This window comes from Acidocella facilis ATCC 35904 (assembly GCF_000687875.1).
GTDB classification, from domain to species: Bacteria; Pseudomonadota; Alphaproteobacteria; order Acetobacterales; family Acetobacteraceae; genus Acidocella; species Acidocella facilis.
Map to the genome: position 1 here is coordinate 17,034 of NZ_JHYG01000005.1, position 13,673 is coordinate 30,706.

14 protein-coding genes are annotated in these 13,673 nt (G+C 64.6%); 9 read left to right on the forward strand and 5 right to left on the reverse strand.

Translation table 11 applies throughout. The features are described from left to right. Positions 1 to 11: 11 nt before the first annotated feature. From egtB to T331_RS0107685, 4 genes are all read right to left on the reverse strand, one after another. Positions 12 to 1,229 (reverse strand): ergothioneine biosynthesis protein EgtB, encoded by a 1,218-nt coding sequence (gene egtB, locus T331_RS0107670; protein ID WP_244876917.1) that lies wholly within the window; start codon positions 1,227 to 1,229, stop codon positions 12 to 14. Further along, positions 1,195 to 2,085 (reverse strand): L-histidine N(alpha)-methyltransferase, encoded by an 891-nt coding sequence (gene egtD / locus T331_RS0107675; protein ID WP_244876918.1) that lies wholly within the window; start codon positions 2,083 to 2,085, stop codon positions 1,195 to 1,197. Before egtD ends, egtB begins: the two co-directional genes overlap by 35 nt. Before the next feature lie 226 nt (positions 2,086 to 2,311). Continuing rightward, positions 2,312 to 2,800, reverse strand: a complete 489-nt coding sequence (locus T331_RS17755) for an NUDIX hydrolase (RefSeq protein ID WP_008494609.1) — start codon at positions 2,798 to 2,800, stop codon at positions 2,312 to 2,314. A 59-nt stretch (positions 2,801 to 2,859) separates the two neighbouring features. Next, on the reverse strand, positions 2,860 to 3,216 hold the full coding sequence (locus T331_RS0107685) for an ArsC family reductase (protein ID WP_026439601.1): 357 nt from the start codon (positions 3,214 to 3,216) through the stop codon (positions 2,860 to 2,862). 204 nt (positions 3,217 to 3,420) lie between these two features. Here T331_RS0107685 and T331_RS0107690 point away from each other — a divergent pair, with 204 nt between their 5' ends. The 7 genes from T331_RS0107690 to T331_RS0107720 all read left to right on the forward strand — a co-directional run bounded on the left by T331_RS0107690 (position 3,421) and on the right by T331_RS0107720 (position 9,473). Further along, the gene (locus tag T331_RS0107690) at positions 3,421 to 4,425 is read left to right on the forward strand and encodes a sugar ABC transporter substrate-binding protein (protein WP_144052756.1); all 1,005 of its coding nucleotides are present in this window, start codon (positions 3,421 to 3,423) and stop codon (positions 4,423 to 4,425) included. After that, positions 4,422 to 5,387: an ABC transporter permease gene (locus tag T331_RS0107695; protein WP_008494605.1), complete on the forward strand. Its 966-nt coding sequence runs from the start codon at positions 4,422 to 4,424 to the stop codon at positions 5,385 to 5,387. The genes T331_RS0107690 and T331_RS0107695 overlap by 4 nt, the downstream gene beginning before the upstream one ends. After that, positions 5,384 to 6,124, forward strand: a complete 741-nt coding sequence (locus T331_RS0107700; RefSeq protein WP_026439602.1) for an ATP-binding cassette domain-containing protein — start codon at positions 5,384 to 5,386, stop codon at positions 6,122 to 6,124. Before T331_RS0107695 ends, T331_RS0107700 begins: the two co-directional genes overlap by 4 nt. A 5-nt stretch (positions 6,125 to 6,129) precedes the next feature. Then, the gene (locus tag T331_RS17760; RefSeq protein ID WP_051622251.1) at positions 6,130 to 7,137 is read left to right on the forward strand and encodes a LacI family DNA-binding transcriptional regulator; all 1,008 of its coding nucleotides are present in this window, start codon (positions 6,130 to 6,132) and stop codon (positions 7,135 to 7,137) included. Next, a complete protein-coding gene (locus T331_RS0107710; protein WP_026439603.1) occupies positions 7,121 to 8,023 on the forward strand; it encodes a ribokinase in 903 nt (300 codons plus the stop codon). The genes T331_RS17760 and T331_RS0107710 overlap by 17 nt, the downstream gene beginning before the upstream one ends. Positions 8,024 to 8,035: 12 nt before the next feature. Beyond that, positions 8,036 to 8,467 (forward strand): RbsD/FucU family protein, encoded by a 432-nt coding sequence (locus T331_RS0107715; protein ID WP_026439604.1) that lies wholly within the window; start codon positions 8,036 to 8,038, stop codon positions 8,465 to 8,467. Positions 8,468 to 8,759: 292 nt separating this feature from the next. Then, entirely contained in the window at positions 8,760 to 9,473 is a 714-nt protein-coding gene (locus tag T331_RS0107720) for a FadR/GntR family transcriptional regulator (RefSeq protein WP_026439605.1), read from the forward strand. On the opposite strand, the gene T331_RS0107725 is transcribed toward T331_RS0107720, so the two are convergent. After that, positions 9,445 to 10,872 (reverse strand): aspartate ammonia-lyase, encoded by a 1,428-nt coding sequence (locus T331_RS0107725; RefSeq protein WP_026439606.1) that lies wholly within the window; start codon positions 10,870 to 10,872, stop codon positions 9,445 to 9,447. The genes T331_RS0107720 and T331_RS0107725 overlap by 29 nt on opposite strands. A gap of 293 nt (positions 10,873 to 11,165) precedes the next feature. On the opposite strand from T331_RS0107725, the gene T331_RS0107730 reads away from it, so the two are divergent. Next, positions 11,166 to 12,599: an amino acid permease gene (locus T331_RS0107730; protein WP_244876919.1), complete on the forward strand. Its 1,434-nt coding sequence runs from the start codon at positions 11,166 to 11,168 to the stop codon at positions 12,597 to 12,599. Further along, the gene (locus T331_RS0107735; RefSeq protein WP_026439608.1) at positions 12,596 to 13,558 is read left to right on the forward strand and encodes an asparaginase domain-containing protein; all 963 of its coding nucleotides are present in this window, start codon (positions 12,596 to 12,598) and stop codon (positions 13,556 to 13,558) included. The genes T331_RS0107730 and T331_RS0107735 overlap by 4 nt, the downstream gene beginning before the upstream one ends. The last annotated feature ends 115 nt before the right edge of the window (positions 13,559 to 13,673 follow it).

A 13,673-nucleotide genomic window follows, 5' to 3' on the forward strand; every position in this document is an offset into this window, starting at 1 on the left:
CATCGCCCGCCCTATAGCGATCTGGCCAGACGCAGCCCGGTGAATTGCCAGCGCGCCTCGGTGGGGAAGAAATTCCGGTAGCTGACACGGGCATGGCCCGGCGGCGTGGCGAGCGAGCTGCCGCGCAGCACATATTGGTTGACCATGAACTTGCCATTATACTCGCCCACCGCCCCGGCCGCCGCCTGGAAGCCCGGATAGGGCGCATAGGCGCTGCTGGTCCATTGCCAGGCGGCGCCGAAAAGCTGCGGCAGGTCTGGCCGATGAAGCGCCGCCGCCTCCCATTCGGCTTCGGTGGGCAAGCGGGCGCCGGCCCATTGCGCATAGGCAGCCGCCTCGAAATAGGAAAGATGCAGCACGGGTGCATCAGGTTGCAAAGCCTCCAGCCCGCGCAGGCCAAAAACGCGCCAGCCTTCCGCGCCGGGGCGCCAGTAGAAAGGATGGCTCAGCCCGTTGGCTCGCACGAAATCCCAACCGGCGGAGAGCCAGAGTGATGGCTGGGTGTAGCCGCCATCCTCGATGAAGCGCAGATACTCGCCATTGGTCACCAGCCGGTCGGCCAAGGCGAAGGGTTCCAGAAAGACGCGATGGCGCGGCAGCTCGTTATCGAAGCAGAAGCCATCGGCCTGATGGCCGATCCGCACCAGACTTTCCGGGAACGCTACCCATTCCATCGCGCCGGGCGCCATCGCGGGCTGCGGCGCCTCGTCGTCATAGACCGGGTAGAGCGGGTTCTGCGCCAGCAGATGCAGGCAATCGGTCAGGATCAGCTCCTGATGCTGCTGCTCATGCTGCAGGCCAAGCTCCACCAGAGAGGCAGCTTCCGCCCCCAACCCGGCCGCGAACAGCCGGGCCATGCGCTCATCCACATTCGCCCGATAGGCCAGAACCCGTGCCAGGCCCGGCCGGGTGAGCAGGCCGCGCTGCGGCCGCGCGAATTTCTCGCCGACGCCGTTATAGTAAGAATTGAACAGCACCCTGAAGGCCGGATCGAACGCGGTGAAGCCCGGCTCATACGCCTCCAGGATGAAGGTTTCGAAGAACCAGCTGGTATGGGCGAGATGCCATTTCACCGGGCTGGCATCGGGCATGGATTGCGCCGCGCAATCCTCTTCCGACAAGGGCGCGGCCAGAGCGCGGCTATGCGCGCGCACCGCCGCGAAGCGCGCCGCCAGGGCGCTGGCGCTTGGCGCTTCAGCCCACGCGCGCATGGCAGACCAGATAGGCATCATCGGGATCGCTCCAGCAGGCGATGTCGCTGAAGCCGGCGCTGTGCAGCATCTCCTCGATCCCGGTGCAAGTGAATTTGTAGCAATTTTCGGTATGGATGGTCTCGCCGGCGGCGAAATCCCGGCCACCGCCGGGCCAGCTGACATGGCAGGCGGTGGCGGCCTGCAAATGCATTTCCACGCGGCTATGGTCAGCATTGAAGAGAGCCTTGTGGCGCCATGAAGCCAGATCGAAATCGCTGCCGAGCAGATGGTTGGTCTGGCGCAGCGCGTTGCGATTGAAGGCGGCGGTGACCCCCAGCGCATCGTCATAAGCCGCTTCCAGCATTGCGGCGGGCTTCACCAGATCGAGCCCGATCAGCAGATCACCGCCGGCGGCGCGCAGCGTTTCCAGAAACAGCCGCGCCTGCACCGGCGAGAAATTGCCAAGCGAGGAGCCTGGATAGAAGAACAGCTTGTTGGGCAGCGCCTGCACCGCGGCAGGCAGAACAAAACGCTCCGAAAAATCCAGCTCGACCGGATGGATCGCCAGATCCGGATAGGCCTGCGCCAGTGGCTTCACCGCCTCGCGCAGGAAGGCCGTGGAAATATCCACCGGCACGTAATGCCGCGCCCGCAGCCGAGCCAGCAACTTGAACGCCTTTGCGCAATTGCCGGCGCCAAGATCGATCAGCGCCACATCCGCCCCGGCGCGCTGGGCAATGGCGGCGAGGTTCTGGCTTAAAATCCGCGCTTCGGTGCGGGTGAGGTAATATTCATCGAGTTCGCAAATCGCCTCGAAGAGTTTCGAGCCCTGGGTGTCGTAGAAATATTTCGGCGGCAGAGTGGCAATTTGACGGGATAGACAAGATACCAATTCATGCCTGGCGTGCGCCGCATTGATTGCGATCTGGTCGCCCAGTTCGCGCCTCGGGGGTGTGGCTTGTTGCAACGTCGCCGCCCTTTCAAAGATAGCTCCGCGCCACCACTTGGGCAGCCCGCTGCCGCCCCGCAAGAGGAAAGCGTCTGCCACGCGCTACAACGCGGCAATGCGGGGGTCATGAACATGGCGGCAGAAACCCCGGTGGCGTGGATGCCCCGGCTCAGCCGTGGCGGCTGCCGCCACGGCCACGGGCCTGTTTGGTCAGGCCGCGCCCGTTATCGACGCGCTCGGCCAGCCAGTCGCGGATGATCTGCGCCAGCGCGTCCTCCTCCACCTTACCGGCGGCCTCCTGGGCGGGAAACCAGACCCGCCGGCAATGGGGTTTTTCCGGCCAGGTGGCGGCCTCGTTGGAGACCAAAAGCGGAAAGATCTCCACCTCCGCACTCTGCTCGCCTCCCTCCGGCAGGCGCCAGGCCGAGGCATAGGGGCCGAGCGCTTTGCGCGACATCGCCCCCCGCACCCCGGCCTGCTGAAACGCCTCGATTTCAGCGGTGCGGTGCGGGTGGCGCGCATCGCTGGGCGCCCCCTTGGGAATGCTCCAGCCGCGCGTCGCCCGGCTGTTGATCAGCAGGATCTCCAGCCCGTGCCGGCCAAGGCGATAAGGCAGGGCGGCAACGAGCGGCAGAGCGGGAGGATCGAGATTCACCATGCCCCGGTTTGGCCAATCGGCGGCGCGATGTCCAGGCTCTTACGCACCCCCGCAAAATCTCATGCAGAAAACAACGCCGCATAACGCTCCGGCTTGAATCCGACGATAATCTCGCTCTCGCACACAAGCACGGGACGCTTGATCATCGAAGGTTGCGCCTGCATCAGCGCCAGCGCCTTGGCTTGAGTCAGAGCCGCGCGCGCTTCATCAGGGAGTTTGCGAAAGGTGGTGCCGGTGCGGTTGAGCAGCAGCTCCCAGCCAATTTTATCCGCCCAGATGGCCAGTTGGGTCGGCTCAATGCCCGCCTGCTTGTAATCGTGAAACACATAATCGATGCCATGCGAATCCAGCCAGGACCTGGCCTTTTTCATCGTGTCGCAGGCTTTGATGCCATAGAGTGTCGGTTTGCTCATCATCGCCCTCATCTTCAGCTTCGATGCCATTATACATGACCGGGTCACCGATAAAATTCCGCGACGCAGCAAAAACAGGCTGAAAAAATCTCTTTACACCTGCCAGGCTTGTCAATATTAAACGTTTAACCTGCGAAGATCAGGCGGCCAAGCCACGTTGAAGCAATACGTCAAAACAAGCGGCGCGAAATGCCGCAGGGGGAAATGATGAACCGTTCGATACGCCATATTCTGGCGGGGGCCGCGTCCATTTGCGCGCTCACCTTCGCCACCACAGCACTCAGCCACGCCCAGACCGCGAAGCCGCGGATCGCCATCGTGGTGCGCGATTTCAACAATCCCTATTGGCGGGCGCTGCGCGATGGCGCCGTAGCCGAGGGCAAGAAGCTGGGCGTGCCGGTGAGCGTGCAGGCCGGCGCCAGCGAGACCGACGCGGTCGGCGAGAACGCCAAGATCTCGACCATGGCGAATGAGAATTTCAGCTGTTTCGGGGTGGTGCCAGTGAATGGCACCAATGTCATCACACCGCTGATCCCGATTTCACAGAAGAACATCCCGATCATCAATCTCGATACCGGGCTGGATCCTGACGCGGTGAAGGCGGCGGGGCTCAAGATCACCAGCTTCATCGGCTCGGACAACACCAATGCTGGCGAGCTCGCCGCCAATTATATGCTGGGGCTGCTCGGCGATCATGGCGATGTCGCGATTCTGGAAGGCATCCCTGGCGAGCATAACGGCATTCTGCGCGAGGGCGCGTTTCGCAAAACCACCGCCGGCAAGCTGAACATCGTTCAGGCCGAAGCGGCGGATTATGAGCGCGACCGGGCAATGACCGAGACCGAGGCGATGCTGCGCGTGCACCCCACGCTGGCCGGCATTTTCGCCGCCAATGACGAGATGGGGCTGGGCGCCGCCCAGGCCATCGCCAATGCCGGCAAGTCCGGGCAGATCAAGGTCGTCTCCATCGATGGGGTGAAGGAGGCGCTGCAGGCCGTGCAGTCCGGGAAACTTTCAGGCTCCGTCTCGCAATATCCTTATGCCGAGGGCGAGATGGCGGTGCAGGCTTGCGATGCGCTCTCCCAGGGCAAAGCCGTGCCCGCCCAGATCACCGCGCCGATTAAACTGATCACGCCGAAGAATGCCGACGCCGCGCTGAAATCCTTCCCGCGGCCGTTCTTCAGCTTCACCGACCCCTTCGGCGCGCCGTGAGCGAAGCCGTGGCCAGGCCGGGCGGGATCGCGCTGAAGCTGCGCGATCCCGGTTTTTGGGGCGATAATGCCGCGCTGATCGGGCTGATCGTGATCGGCGCGGCCTTTTCGGTGCTCACCCCTTATTTCCTCACCTGGGCGAATATCAGCGATCTGCTGGTCTCCGCCTCGATCCTGCTGGTGCTGGCCACGGCGCAGCAATTCGCCATCGTCACCGGCGGCATTGACCTCTCCATCGCCGGCAATCTGCCCTGGGCGGCGGTGATCTTCGGGCTGGCCTATAATGGCGGGTTCGGCATCGCGCTCTCGGCGCTGGCCGCGATTGTCGCGGGCACGCTGGTCGGGCTGGTGAATGGCCTGGTCATCGCCAAGCTGAAAGTGAATGATTTCATCGCCACGCTGGGCATGCTGGGGGTGATGAACGGGCTGGCGCTGATCGTCAGTTCCGGCCAGTCCTTCAGCGTCACCAGCCCGTTCCTGCAGGCGCTGGCGCTGGGCTCGATCGGGCCGGTGCGGTATTTCTATCTGATCGCCCTGCTCATCGCCGCCGGCGCGCATCTGCTCTTCACCCATACCGCCTTCGGCACGCATGTGCTGGCCACCGGCGGCAACCGGGAGGCGGCGCGCAATATGGGCATTCCGGTCAACCGCATGCGCATCGCCGTGTATGTGATCGACGGCGCGCTGGTCGGGCTGGCCGCCATCCTGCTGGTGGCGCGCACCGGCGGCTCGGACCCCTCGCTGCAAACCTCGCAGCTGCTCACCTCGATTGCCGCGGTGGTGCTGGGTGGCAGCTCGCTGTTTGGCGGGCGGGCGGCGATTTTGGGCACCGTGGCCGGGGCGCTGGTGCTCACCACCTTGCTCAACGGCTTCACGCTGTTGCAGATTTCGGAATTCTATCAACCCATCGCGGTCGGCATCGTCGTCATCGCCGCCGCCATTCTCAGCAGGTTGCAACGATGAGCCCGGTTCTGGAGGTGAAGGATCTGCGCAAGCAATTCGGCGCGGTGGAGGCACTGCGCGGCGCCGCGCTGTGCTGCCCGGCCGGGGAAGTGACGGCGCTGGTCGGCGATAATGGCGCGGGCAAATCCACGCTGATCCGCTGCATCACCGGCGTGCATCCGCCCGATGGCGGCAGCATCAGCTTTCGTGGCGAGCCGGTGCGCTTTAGCGCCCCCACCGAGGCCCGGGCCAGGGGCATCGAGACGGTCTATCAGGATCTCGCTTTGATCGAGGATCTCGCCGTCTGGCAGAATATGTTCCTGAACCGGGAACTGACCGGCGGCTTCGGCCCGCTGCGCTGGCTGCAGCGGCGCCGGATGATCGAGGAAACCCAGGCGCGGCTGGGGCGGCTGCTGGTGAACATGCCGCCGGTGCGCGCCAAGGTGCGCCGGCTCTCCGGCGGGCAGCGCCAATCCATCGCCATCGGCCGCGCCGCCTCCTGGGGCTCGGCGCTGGTGATCATGGATGAGCCGACGGCGGCGCTGGGCCTGCGTGAGCGCGGGGCGGTGGAAACGCTGATCGGCAATCTGCGCCATGAGGGCATCGCGCAGCTGATCATCAGCCATGATCTGGAGCAGGTGATGCGGATTTCCGACAGCATCTGGGTGATGCGCGGCGGCCGCACCATCGCGCAGTGGCGCACCAAGGAGGTCGACCGCACGCAGGTGGTCGCCGCCATCGCCGGCGGCGCCGCTTAAGCACGATGGCCCGCCGCCCCGGCCCGTCCCTGCACGATGTCGCCCGCCGCGCGGGGGTTTCCACCGCGACCGTGTCCTTCGTGCTGAATGACAGCAAGCCGGTGGCGGCGGAGACCCGCCAGCGCGTGGAGGAGGCGATCAGCGCGCTGAATTACCGGCGCAGCCTCTCGGCGCGGGCACTGCGCACCGGGCGGCACCATGCGGTGGGGCTGCTGCTGCCGGATCTGATCAACCCGTTCTTCCCGGCGCTGGCGCAGGCGGTGACGCAGGCCGCCTGGCAGCGCGGCCATGCCCTGATTTTGGCCAGTGCCGGCATCGACCATGAGGCGGAGAGCGAGGCGCTGGCGGCGCTGGCGGAGCGGGCGGATGGCATCATATGGATTCCAGGCTCCACCCGCATCGCCACCCGGCCCAACCTGCCGATGGTGGTGCTTGACCGGCCAGATGCCAGCCTCGCCGCCTATGACAGCATCAGCGCCGATCACCGGGCCGGGGGCGCGGCGGCGGCGGCGCTGCTGCGCCGGCTCGGGCGGCGGCGGGTGGGTCTGCTGGCCGGGCCGGCGCACTCCCCCAGCGCCACCAGCCGGCAAGAGGGGTTTCTGGAAAGCTGGGCGCCGCAGACGCCCTTATGGATCCGCGAGGCGCCGTTCACGCTGGATCTGCCGCGCCAGGCGGTGAAAGCCCTGGCCGACCCGGCGCTGGATGCGGTGTTTGCCGCGAGCGATGTGATGGCGATCGGCGCGCTGCGCACGCTGCACGAACTCGGGCGTCGGATTCCGGAGGATGTGATGCTGATCGGCTATGACGACATACCCTGGGCGGCGCTGGTGGAGCCGCAGCTCACCACCATCCGCCAGCCGGTGGCGGCACTCGGCGAGTGCGCGGTGGCAACGTTAGAGGCGCGCATCGCCGCCCCGGACAGCCCGGCCGTGCACCATATTCTACCGATCAGCCTGATCGAACGGGCATCGACCATCATGTCGGGAGGGACAGCACGTGCTCGTCATCGGTAGCGCCAACATGGATGTCGTGGTGCGGGCGGACCGCGCCCCGGCGGCGGGGGAGACGGTGCTGGGGCTGGATTACGCCCTCTATCCCGGCGGCAAGGGCGCCAACCAGGCCATCGCCGCCCGCCGCGCCGGCGCGCAGGTGAAATTTTGCGCCTGTCTCGGCGAGGATGCGCATGGCACGGCGCTGCAAGCCGCGCTGGCGGCGGACGGGGTGGAGCTGTCCGGCCTGCGCCATTGTGAAACCCCAAGCGGTGTGGCGCTGATCACGGTGGAGGCGAGCGGGGAGAACCGCATCATCGTCGTGCCCGGCGCCAATCATCGCCTCACCCCGGAGATGCTGCCCGCGACCATCCCGCCCGGGACGCTGCTGCTTGCCCAGCTGGAAGTGCCGATAGAGACCGTCCTGGCCGGGGCGGCGAAAATCCGCGCCGCCGGCGGCTGCGTGGTGCTCAACCCCTCCCCTGTCGCGGGGCTGGCGGAGACGGCGCGCGCCCGGCTGCTGGAAGCCGCCGATGTGGTGCTGGCGAATGAGAGCGAGGCGGCGGCGCTGCTCGGCATGCCCACCCTGACCGACCCGGCCCTGGCGGCGCGGCGCCTGGCCCAGGGCCGGCGGGCGGCGGTGATCACCCAGGGGGCCAGGGGCGTGGTCTGGGCCGGGAGCGAGGGGCATGGCGAAATGCCGGCCCATGACATCACCCCGCTCGACACCACCGCCTGCGGCGATGCCTTCGCCGGCGCCTTCGCCGCGGCGCTGGAGGAGGGCGCGGCGCTGGCGCAAGCGGTGCGCTTTGGCAACGCCGCCGGCGCCCTGGCGGCGCTCACCCGCGGCGCCCAGCCCTCTTTACCCCGGCGCGACGCGATTCTCGCCCGCCTCGCTTTATCCCCCTGACGGAGTTCCGCCATGCTGCACGGTATTGACCCCTTGCTCACCGCCGACCTGCTGCACGCTTTGCGCGCCATGGGCCATGGCGACAGCATCAGCCTTGTCGACGCGAATTTCCCCGCCACCAGCTGCGCGCGCCGGCTGATCACCCTGCCGGCGTTGGACATTGACCGCGTGTTCGAGGCGGTGCTCAGCGTGCTGCCGGTGGATGATTTCATCCCGCTGCCGCTGCTGACCATGCAGGTTGTCGGCGCGCCGCAGGAGGTGCCGGAGGCCGTGGCGCAGATCCGCCAGATCGCGCAGGACAACGGCGTCAGCGCTGATCGGCTGGGCACGATCAGCCGTGAGGCGTTTTACGACCAGGCCCGCGCCAGCTACTGCATCGTGCAGACCGGCGACAGGCGGCTTTATGCGAACGTCATCATCACCAAGGGGGTGATCCGACTCTGAATTGGCTCGATATGCGCGCAGCACTCGGCTGCATGACCAACGAAGCGCCGGGCGCATGGTTGCTTTTCCGCCTCAGGGTATGGCGCAGTTTTGGTTTCGCGAGGAACCGCATCCTCGAAGGTTTTCGTGCCGCACGGACGGCGCCTTTGGCGATGTGCGCATTTCGCCGGGACGTGGCGGCGTTGCCATTGCCTGGCCGTCCGCTTAATCTGGAAAATCTTGGGAACGCTCGACCAGACCGGCATAGTTCATGCCGGGCGCGACGCGGCATGTTTTAGTAAAGAGCCTCATAATGAACGACGTGACGGCTTGGCTGTCCAACGCACATCCGGTTGACAAGAAAAACGCCGCTGAGACGGTTTTTGATGACATACGTTCCGCCATCACCGCGGGGCGTTTGCCGGTGGGGGCGCGTCTGCCTTCCGAGGTGCAGCTGGCACGTGGCTACCAGGTAAGCCGCCCCGTGATCCGCGAAGCATTGCGGTCATTGCAGACTTTGGGCCTGACCCAGACCCGCACCGGCAGCGGCACGTTTGTGGTCACGGCGGCGCCCGACCCTAAGCTCAGCTATGGGACATATTCAGCCCGTGACCTGATCGAGGCGCGCCCGCACATAGAAGCGCCAGCCGCGGCCTTGGCCGCGCGGCGCCGCAATACGGCGCAGGCCGCCAGGCTTCTGGATTTGTGCGATCAGATGGAGTGCGAGGAGGATCTTGGCGCGTGGGGCGGTTTGGACGGCGCGTTTCACAGCCAGATCATCGAGGCCTCGGGAAATGCCGTGTTCGGCAAAATTCTGGGCGATATTCAAAATGCGCTGCTGCGGCAATCGGCATTGCTCAATCTGATGGCGCATCGGCGGGAATCCTCGAATGTCGAACACCGCCGGATCGCCGAGGCGATCGCGGCGGGGCTTGAGCGTGAGGCTCAGGACGCCATGAGCGCCCATCTCACCCAGGTCAAGAATGTCCTGAACGACATTATCGACCGGACCCAGGCGGTTGAGTGACGGGGGCTAGCTGGTTGAGCAGCCGCTCGGGCGTTAAGAGCTCGTTGAGCTCGGCGGCGGAGAGATAGCCGCCCTCGAGCGTGACATCCACGATCGTACGGTTGGTCTCCAGGGCCTGCTTGGCGATCTTGGTGGCAGCCTGATAACCGATGAAAGGGTTGAGAGCCGTCGCGAGCCCGATGGAGTCCCGCACCCGCTGGGCCATCACCGGTTCATGGGCGGTGATGCCGTCAACGCAGCGCGTGGCCAGGGTGCGGCAGGCGGCGGAGAGGGCGAGCAGGCTATCGAGCAGGGAGCGCGCGATGACGGGTTCGAAAGCGTTGAGCTGAAGCTGCCCGCCTTCGGCCGCCATGGTGATGGTCATATCATTGCCGATGACCGTGAAAGCCACTTGGTTCACCACTTCGGGAATGACCGGGTTGACCTTGCCCGGCATGATGCTCGAACCTGCTTGCATCGGAGGAAGGGAGATTTCGCCCAGTCCGGCGCGCGGGCCTGAGGACAGCAGGCGCAAATCGTTGCAGGTTTTAGACAGCTTGACCGCGACACGCTTGAGAACGCCGGACAGATGCACGAAGGCGCCGGGGTCCTGGGTTGCTTCGATGAGATCGCTGGCGGTCACCAGCGGGCGGCCGGTGAGCCGGACGAGATGAGCACAGGCCCGCGCCGCATAGCCGGCCGGCGCGTTGAGGCCGGTGCCGATCGCGGTCGCACCGAGATTGATTTCGTGAAGCAAGGAAGCTGATTCGATGAGCCGCGCCCGGTCTTCGCCAAGCATCACCGCGAAGGTGCGGAATTCCTGGCCGAGCGTCATGGGCACGGCATCTTGCAACTGGGTCCGGCCGATTTTTAGCAGCCCCTGAAAAGCCTGGGCTTTGCTTTCAAAGGCTTGTTGCAGAACATCCATTGAGGCGGCGAGGTCGTCCACCGCCTCGATCAGGGCGATGTTGAGCGCCGTGGGATAGGCATCGTTGGTTGATTGGCTGAGATTGACATGGTCGTTGGGATGAAGCCGGGCATAATCGCCCCGCTGACTGCCCAGCACCTCGAGGGCGCGGTTGGCGACCACCTCGTTGGCATTCATGTTGGTGGAGGTGCCGGCGCCGCCCTGGATGACATCGACCACGAACTGATCACGCAGCGCGCCGGCCCGGATTTCCTGGCAGGCCTGGGCGATGGCCGCAAATCGCTCGGCGTCGAGCAAACCGAGTTCGTGATTGGCGCAGGCGGCCGCCTCTTTCACGAACATCAAGCCCCGGATCAGGTGGGGGTAATGGCCGATCTGGATGCCGGTGATCTGGAAATTCTCCACCGCCCGGGCAGTGTGAACGCCCCAATAGACGTTGGCCGGAATCTCCTTGGGCCCCAGGAGATCATGTTCGATACGCGGTGCAACCATGGTCGTTTCCTTTTGTTTATGCATTTTTGATCTGTAAAGCTGTAAGACCAATTTTCAGGTACCCTCGTCGTTTCGGGGCGTCAATTGATGGGATGGGTTTTTGCAAGGATGGCAGGACTTCAAAAATAAGCCTTGCTGTTAAGCTGTAATACAGATATGGAGCCCCTGCGTTGCGCCGGCTTCATATGGGCCGTGCTGTGCCGGGAAGCGCCGGCGCCGGTTGATGACGCCCACGAAGTACAACCCCATGGAGAGGGATAATGTCAGAGGAAACAAAGGCTTACGAAAAAGCTGTGCAAAAAATAGAAATTGCCGAGGATGCGGGCTACCGAAAGGCGCTGAAACGCCGACAGATTCAGATGATCGCGGTTGGCGGGGCGATTGGCACGGGGCTGTTTCTGGGAGCCGGCGGGCGGTTTGCGCTGGCCGGGCCGGCGCTGGTGTTTGTTTACGCGCTCTGCGGCTTTTTCGCCTTTCTGGTGATGCGCGCTTTGGGTGAATTGATCATGCACCGCCCCAGCTCGGGTTCATTCGTCTCTTATGCACGAGAGTTCTATGGCGAGAAAATGGCTTTCACGGTGGGGTGGATGTATTGGCTGAACTGGGCCATGACATCGGTGGCAGATGTCACCGCCGCGGCGCTCTATATGAATTTCTTCCAGCATTATGTGCCCTGGCTGCAGGGCATTCCGCAATGGGTGTTCGCCCTCTCGGCGCTGCTGCTGGTGCTGGGCATGAATTTGCTGTCGGTGAAGGTGTTTGGCGAGCTGGAATTCTGGTTCAGCCTGCTCAAAGTGTCGTCGCTGGTGGTGTTTCTGGCCGTCGGTATTTATTTCGTCGTCAGCGGTACGCCCATTGATGGCCATACCCCGGGGCTGAGCCTGATTACCGGCAATGGCGGCTTTTTTCCGCACGGCGTCCTGCCGGCGTTGATCATCGTGCAGGGCGTGGTGTTCGCCTATGCCGCGATCGAGGTCATCGGCACGACGGCTGGGGAGAGCGAAAATGTTCAGGCGGTGATTCCCGGCGCCATTCGGTCGGTGGTTCTGCGCTTGGTCGTGTTTTACGTGGGCTCGGTGCTGCTGCTGGCGGTGCTGCTGCCTTATACGGCCTATAGCGCCGGCGAGAGCCCGTTTGTGACCTTCTTTGGCAAGCTTGGGTATAACGACGTGGCAATCATCATGAATTTGGTGGTGTTGACGGCGGTGCTGTCCTCTCTCAACGCGGGTCTTTATTCCACCGGCCGGATTTTGCACGCGCTGGCCGCCTCGGGCTCGGCGCCGGCCGTGTTGATGAAGATGAACAAGGCCGGTGTGCCTTATATCGGGGTGGCCGTTACCGCCGTGGTGACCATGATCGGCGTCGGGCTCAATGCCATCGTGCCCTCCTCCGCGTTCGAGATCGCGCTCAATGTCGCGGCGTTGGGCATTATTTCCGCATGGGGCGTCATTATCCTGTGCCAGCTCAAGCTTTGGCATAAAGCCCGGCGCGGCGAGATGACCCGGCCGGCCTTCCGCATGATGGGCGCGCCTTACACGGGCATTCTCACGCTGGTGTTTCTAGCCGGGGTGCTCGTGCTCATGGCGTTCGATTACCCGACCGGCACCTGGACGATGGCGTCTCTTATTGTCATCGTGCCGCTGCTGGCTGTGGGCTGGCATTTGATGCGCCACCGCCGCGCGCAGGCGGCGGTGGCGAAGTTTAAAACTGAGCAGGAGCCGGCGTGAGCCTTGACGATGCCAAACCACTGGTGGCGGTTATCGCCACTGGTGGCACAATTGCCAGCCAGCGTGGGGCCAGCGGCGCGAGCGCGCCCACGCTGACGGGAGAGAGCCTGCTGGCGCTGGTGCCCCATGACGGGTGCCGGCTCCGCATCCTGGATTTGATGGCCAAGGATTCCGCGAGCCTCACGCTCGATGATCTACAACGGATCAGCGACGCGGTGCAGGCACAGCTGCACGACTCCGATGTGGCGGGGGGGGGGGTTTTGCACGGCACGGACGCGATGGAGGAAACCGCGCTGCTGGTGCATGTGCAGCGGCAACTGACCAAGCCGGTGATCTTCACCGGGGCGCAATTTACCTCGGACCATGCCAAGCCGGACGGCCCGGCCAATCTTGCGGGCGCGATCGCGGCGGCACTTCGCCCCGCGCATGCGGCGCAAGGTATTTTGCTTTATTTCGATGAAAAGCTGCTGCCGGTCTGGGGTGTTTATAAATACTCCACCGAAATGGCCGATGCCTTCCGCCAGGCCCGGCCGATGGCATCGCCGGAAAGCCTGGCCCTTGATGGGGACGTTGGGACGGTCCGTGTCGATATCGTCGCGGTTTATCCAGGGTGCGACCAGACACATCTGCAAGCAAGCCTGGCGGCTGGGGCCGATGGCATCGTTCTGGCCGCGTTGGGCTCGGGCAATGCCAATCCGCAGTTGGTGGAGGCGGTCCGGCAGTGCACGGCACGCGCTGTGCCGGTGGTGGTTTCCAGCAGGGTGCCGAATGGGCTATTGACCAGCTCCTATGGCGGCGGCGGCGGCGGGCATGATCTGGCGGCGGCGGGAGCCATTCAGGCCAGTATCTTGCGGCCCGGCCAAGCTCGGATTTTACTGGCGGCCCTCATTGCGGCAGGGCGCGACAAACAGCAGATGCGCGCGACGTTTGGCCAGGACATGTCTATCATTCCGGCGTGAAACGCCTGCCGTGATGTCCGCTCCGCGTAAGCATCCGGCGTCAGCGGCAGCAGGTTGGGCGGCACGTTGATCAGGCTGCGGCGGCGATGCCGGATGCTTACACAAATGCCAGCGC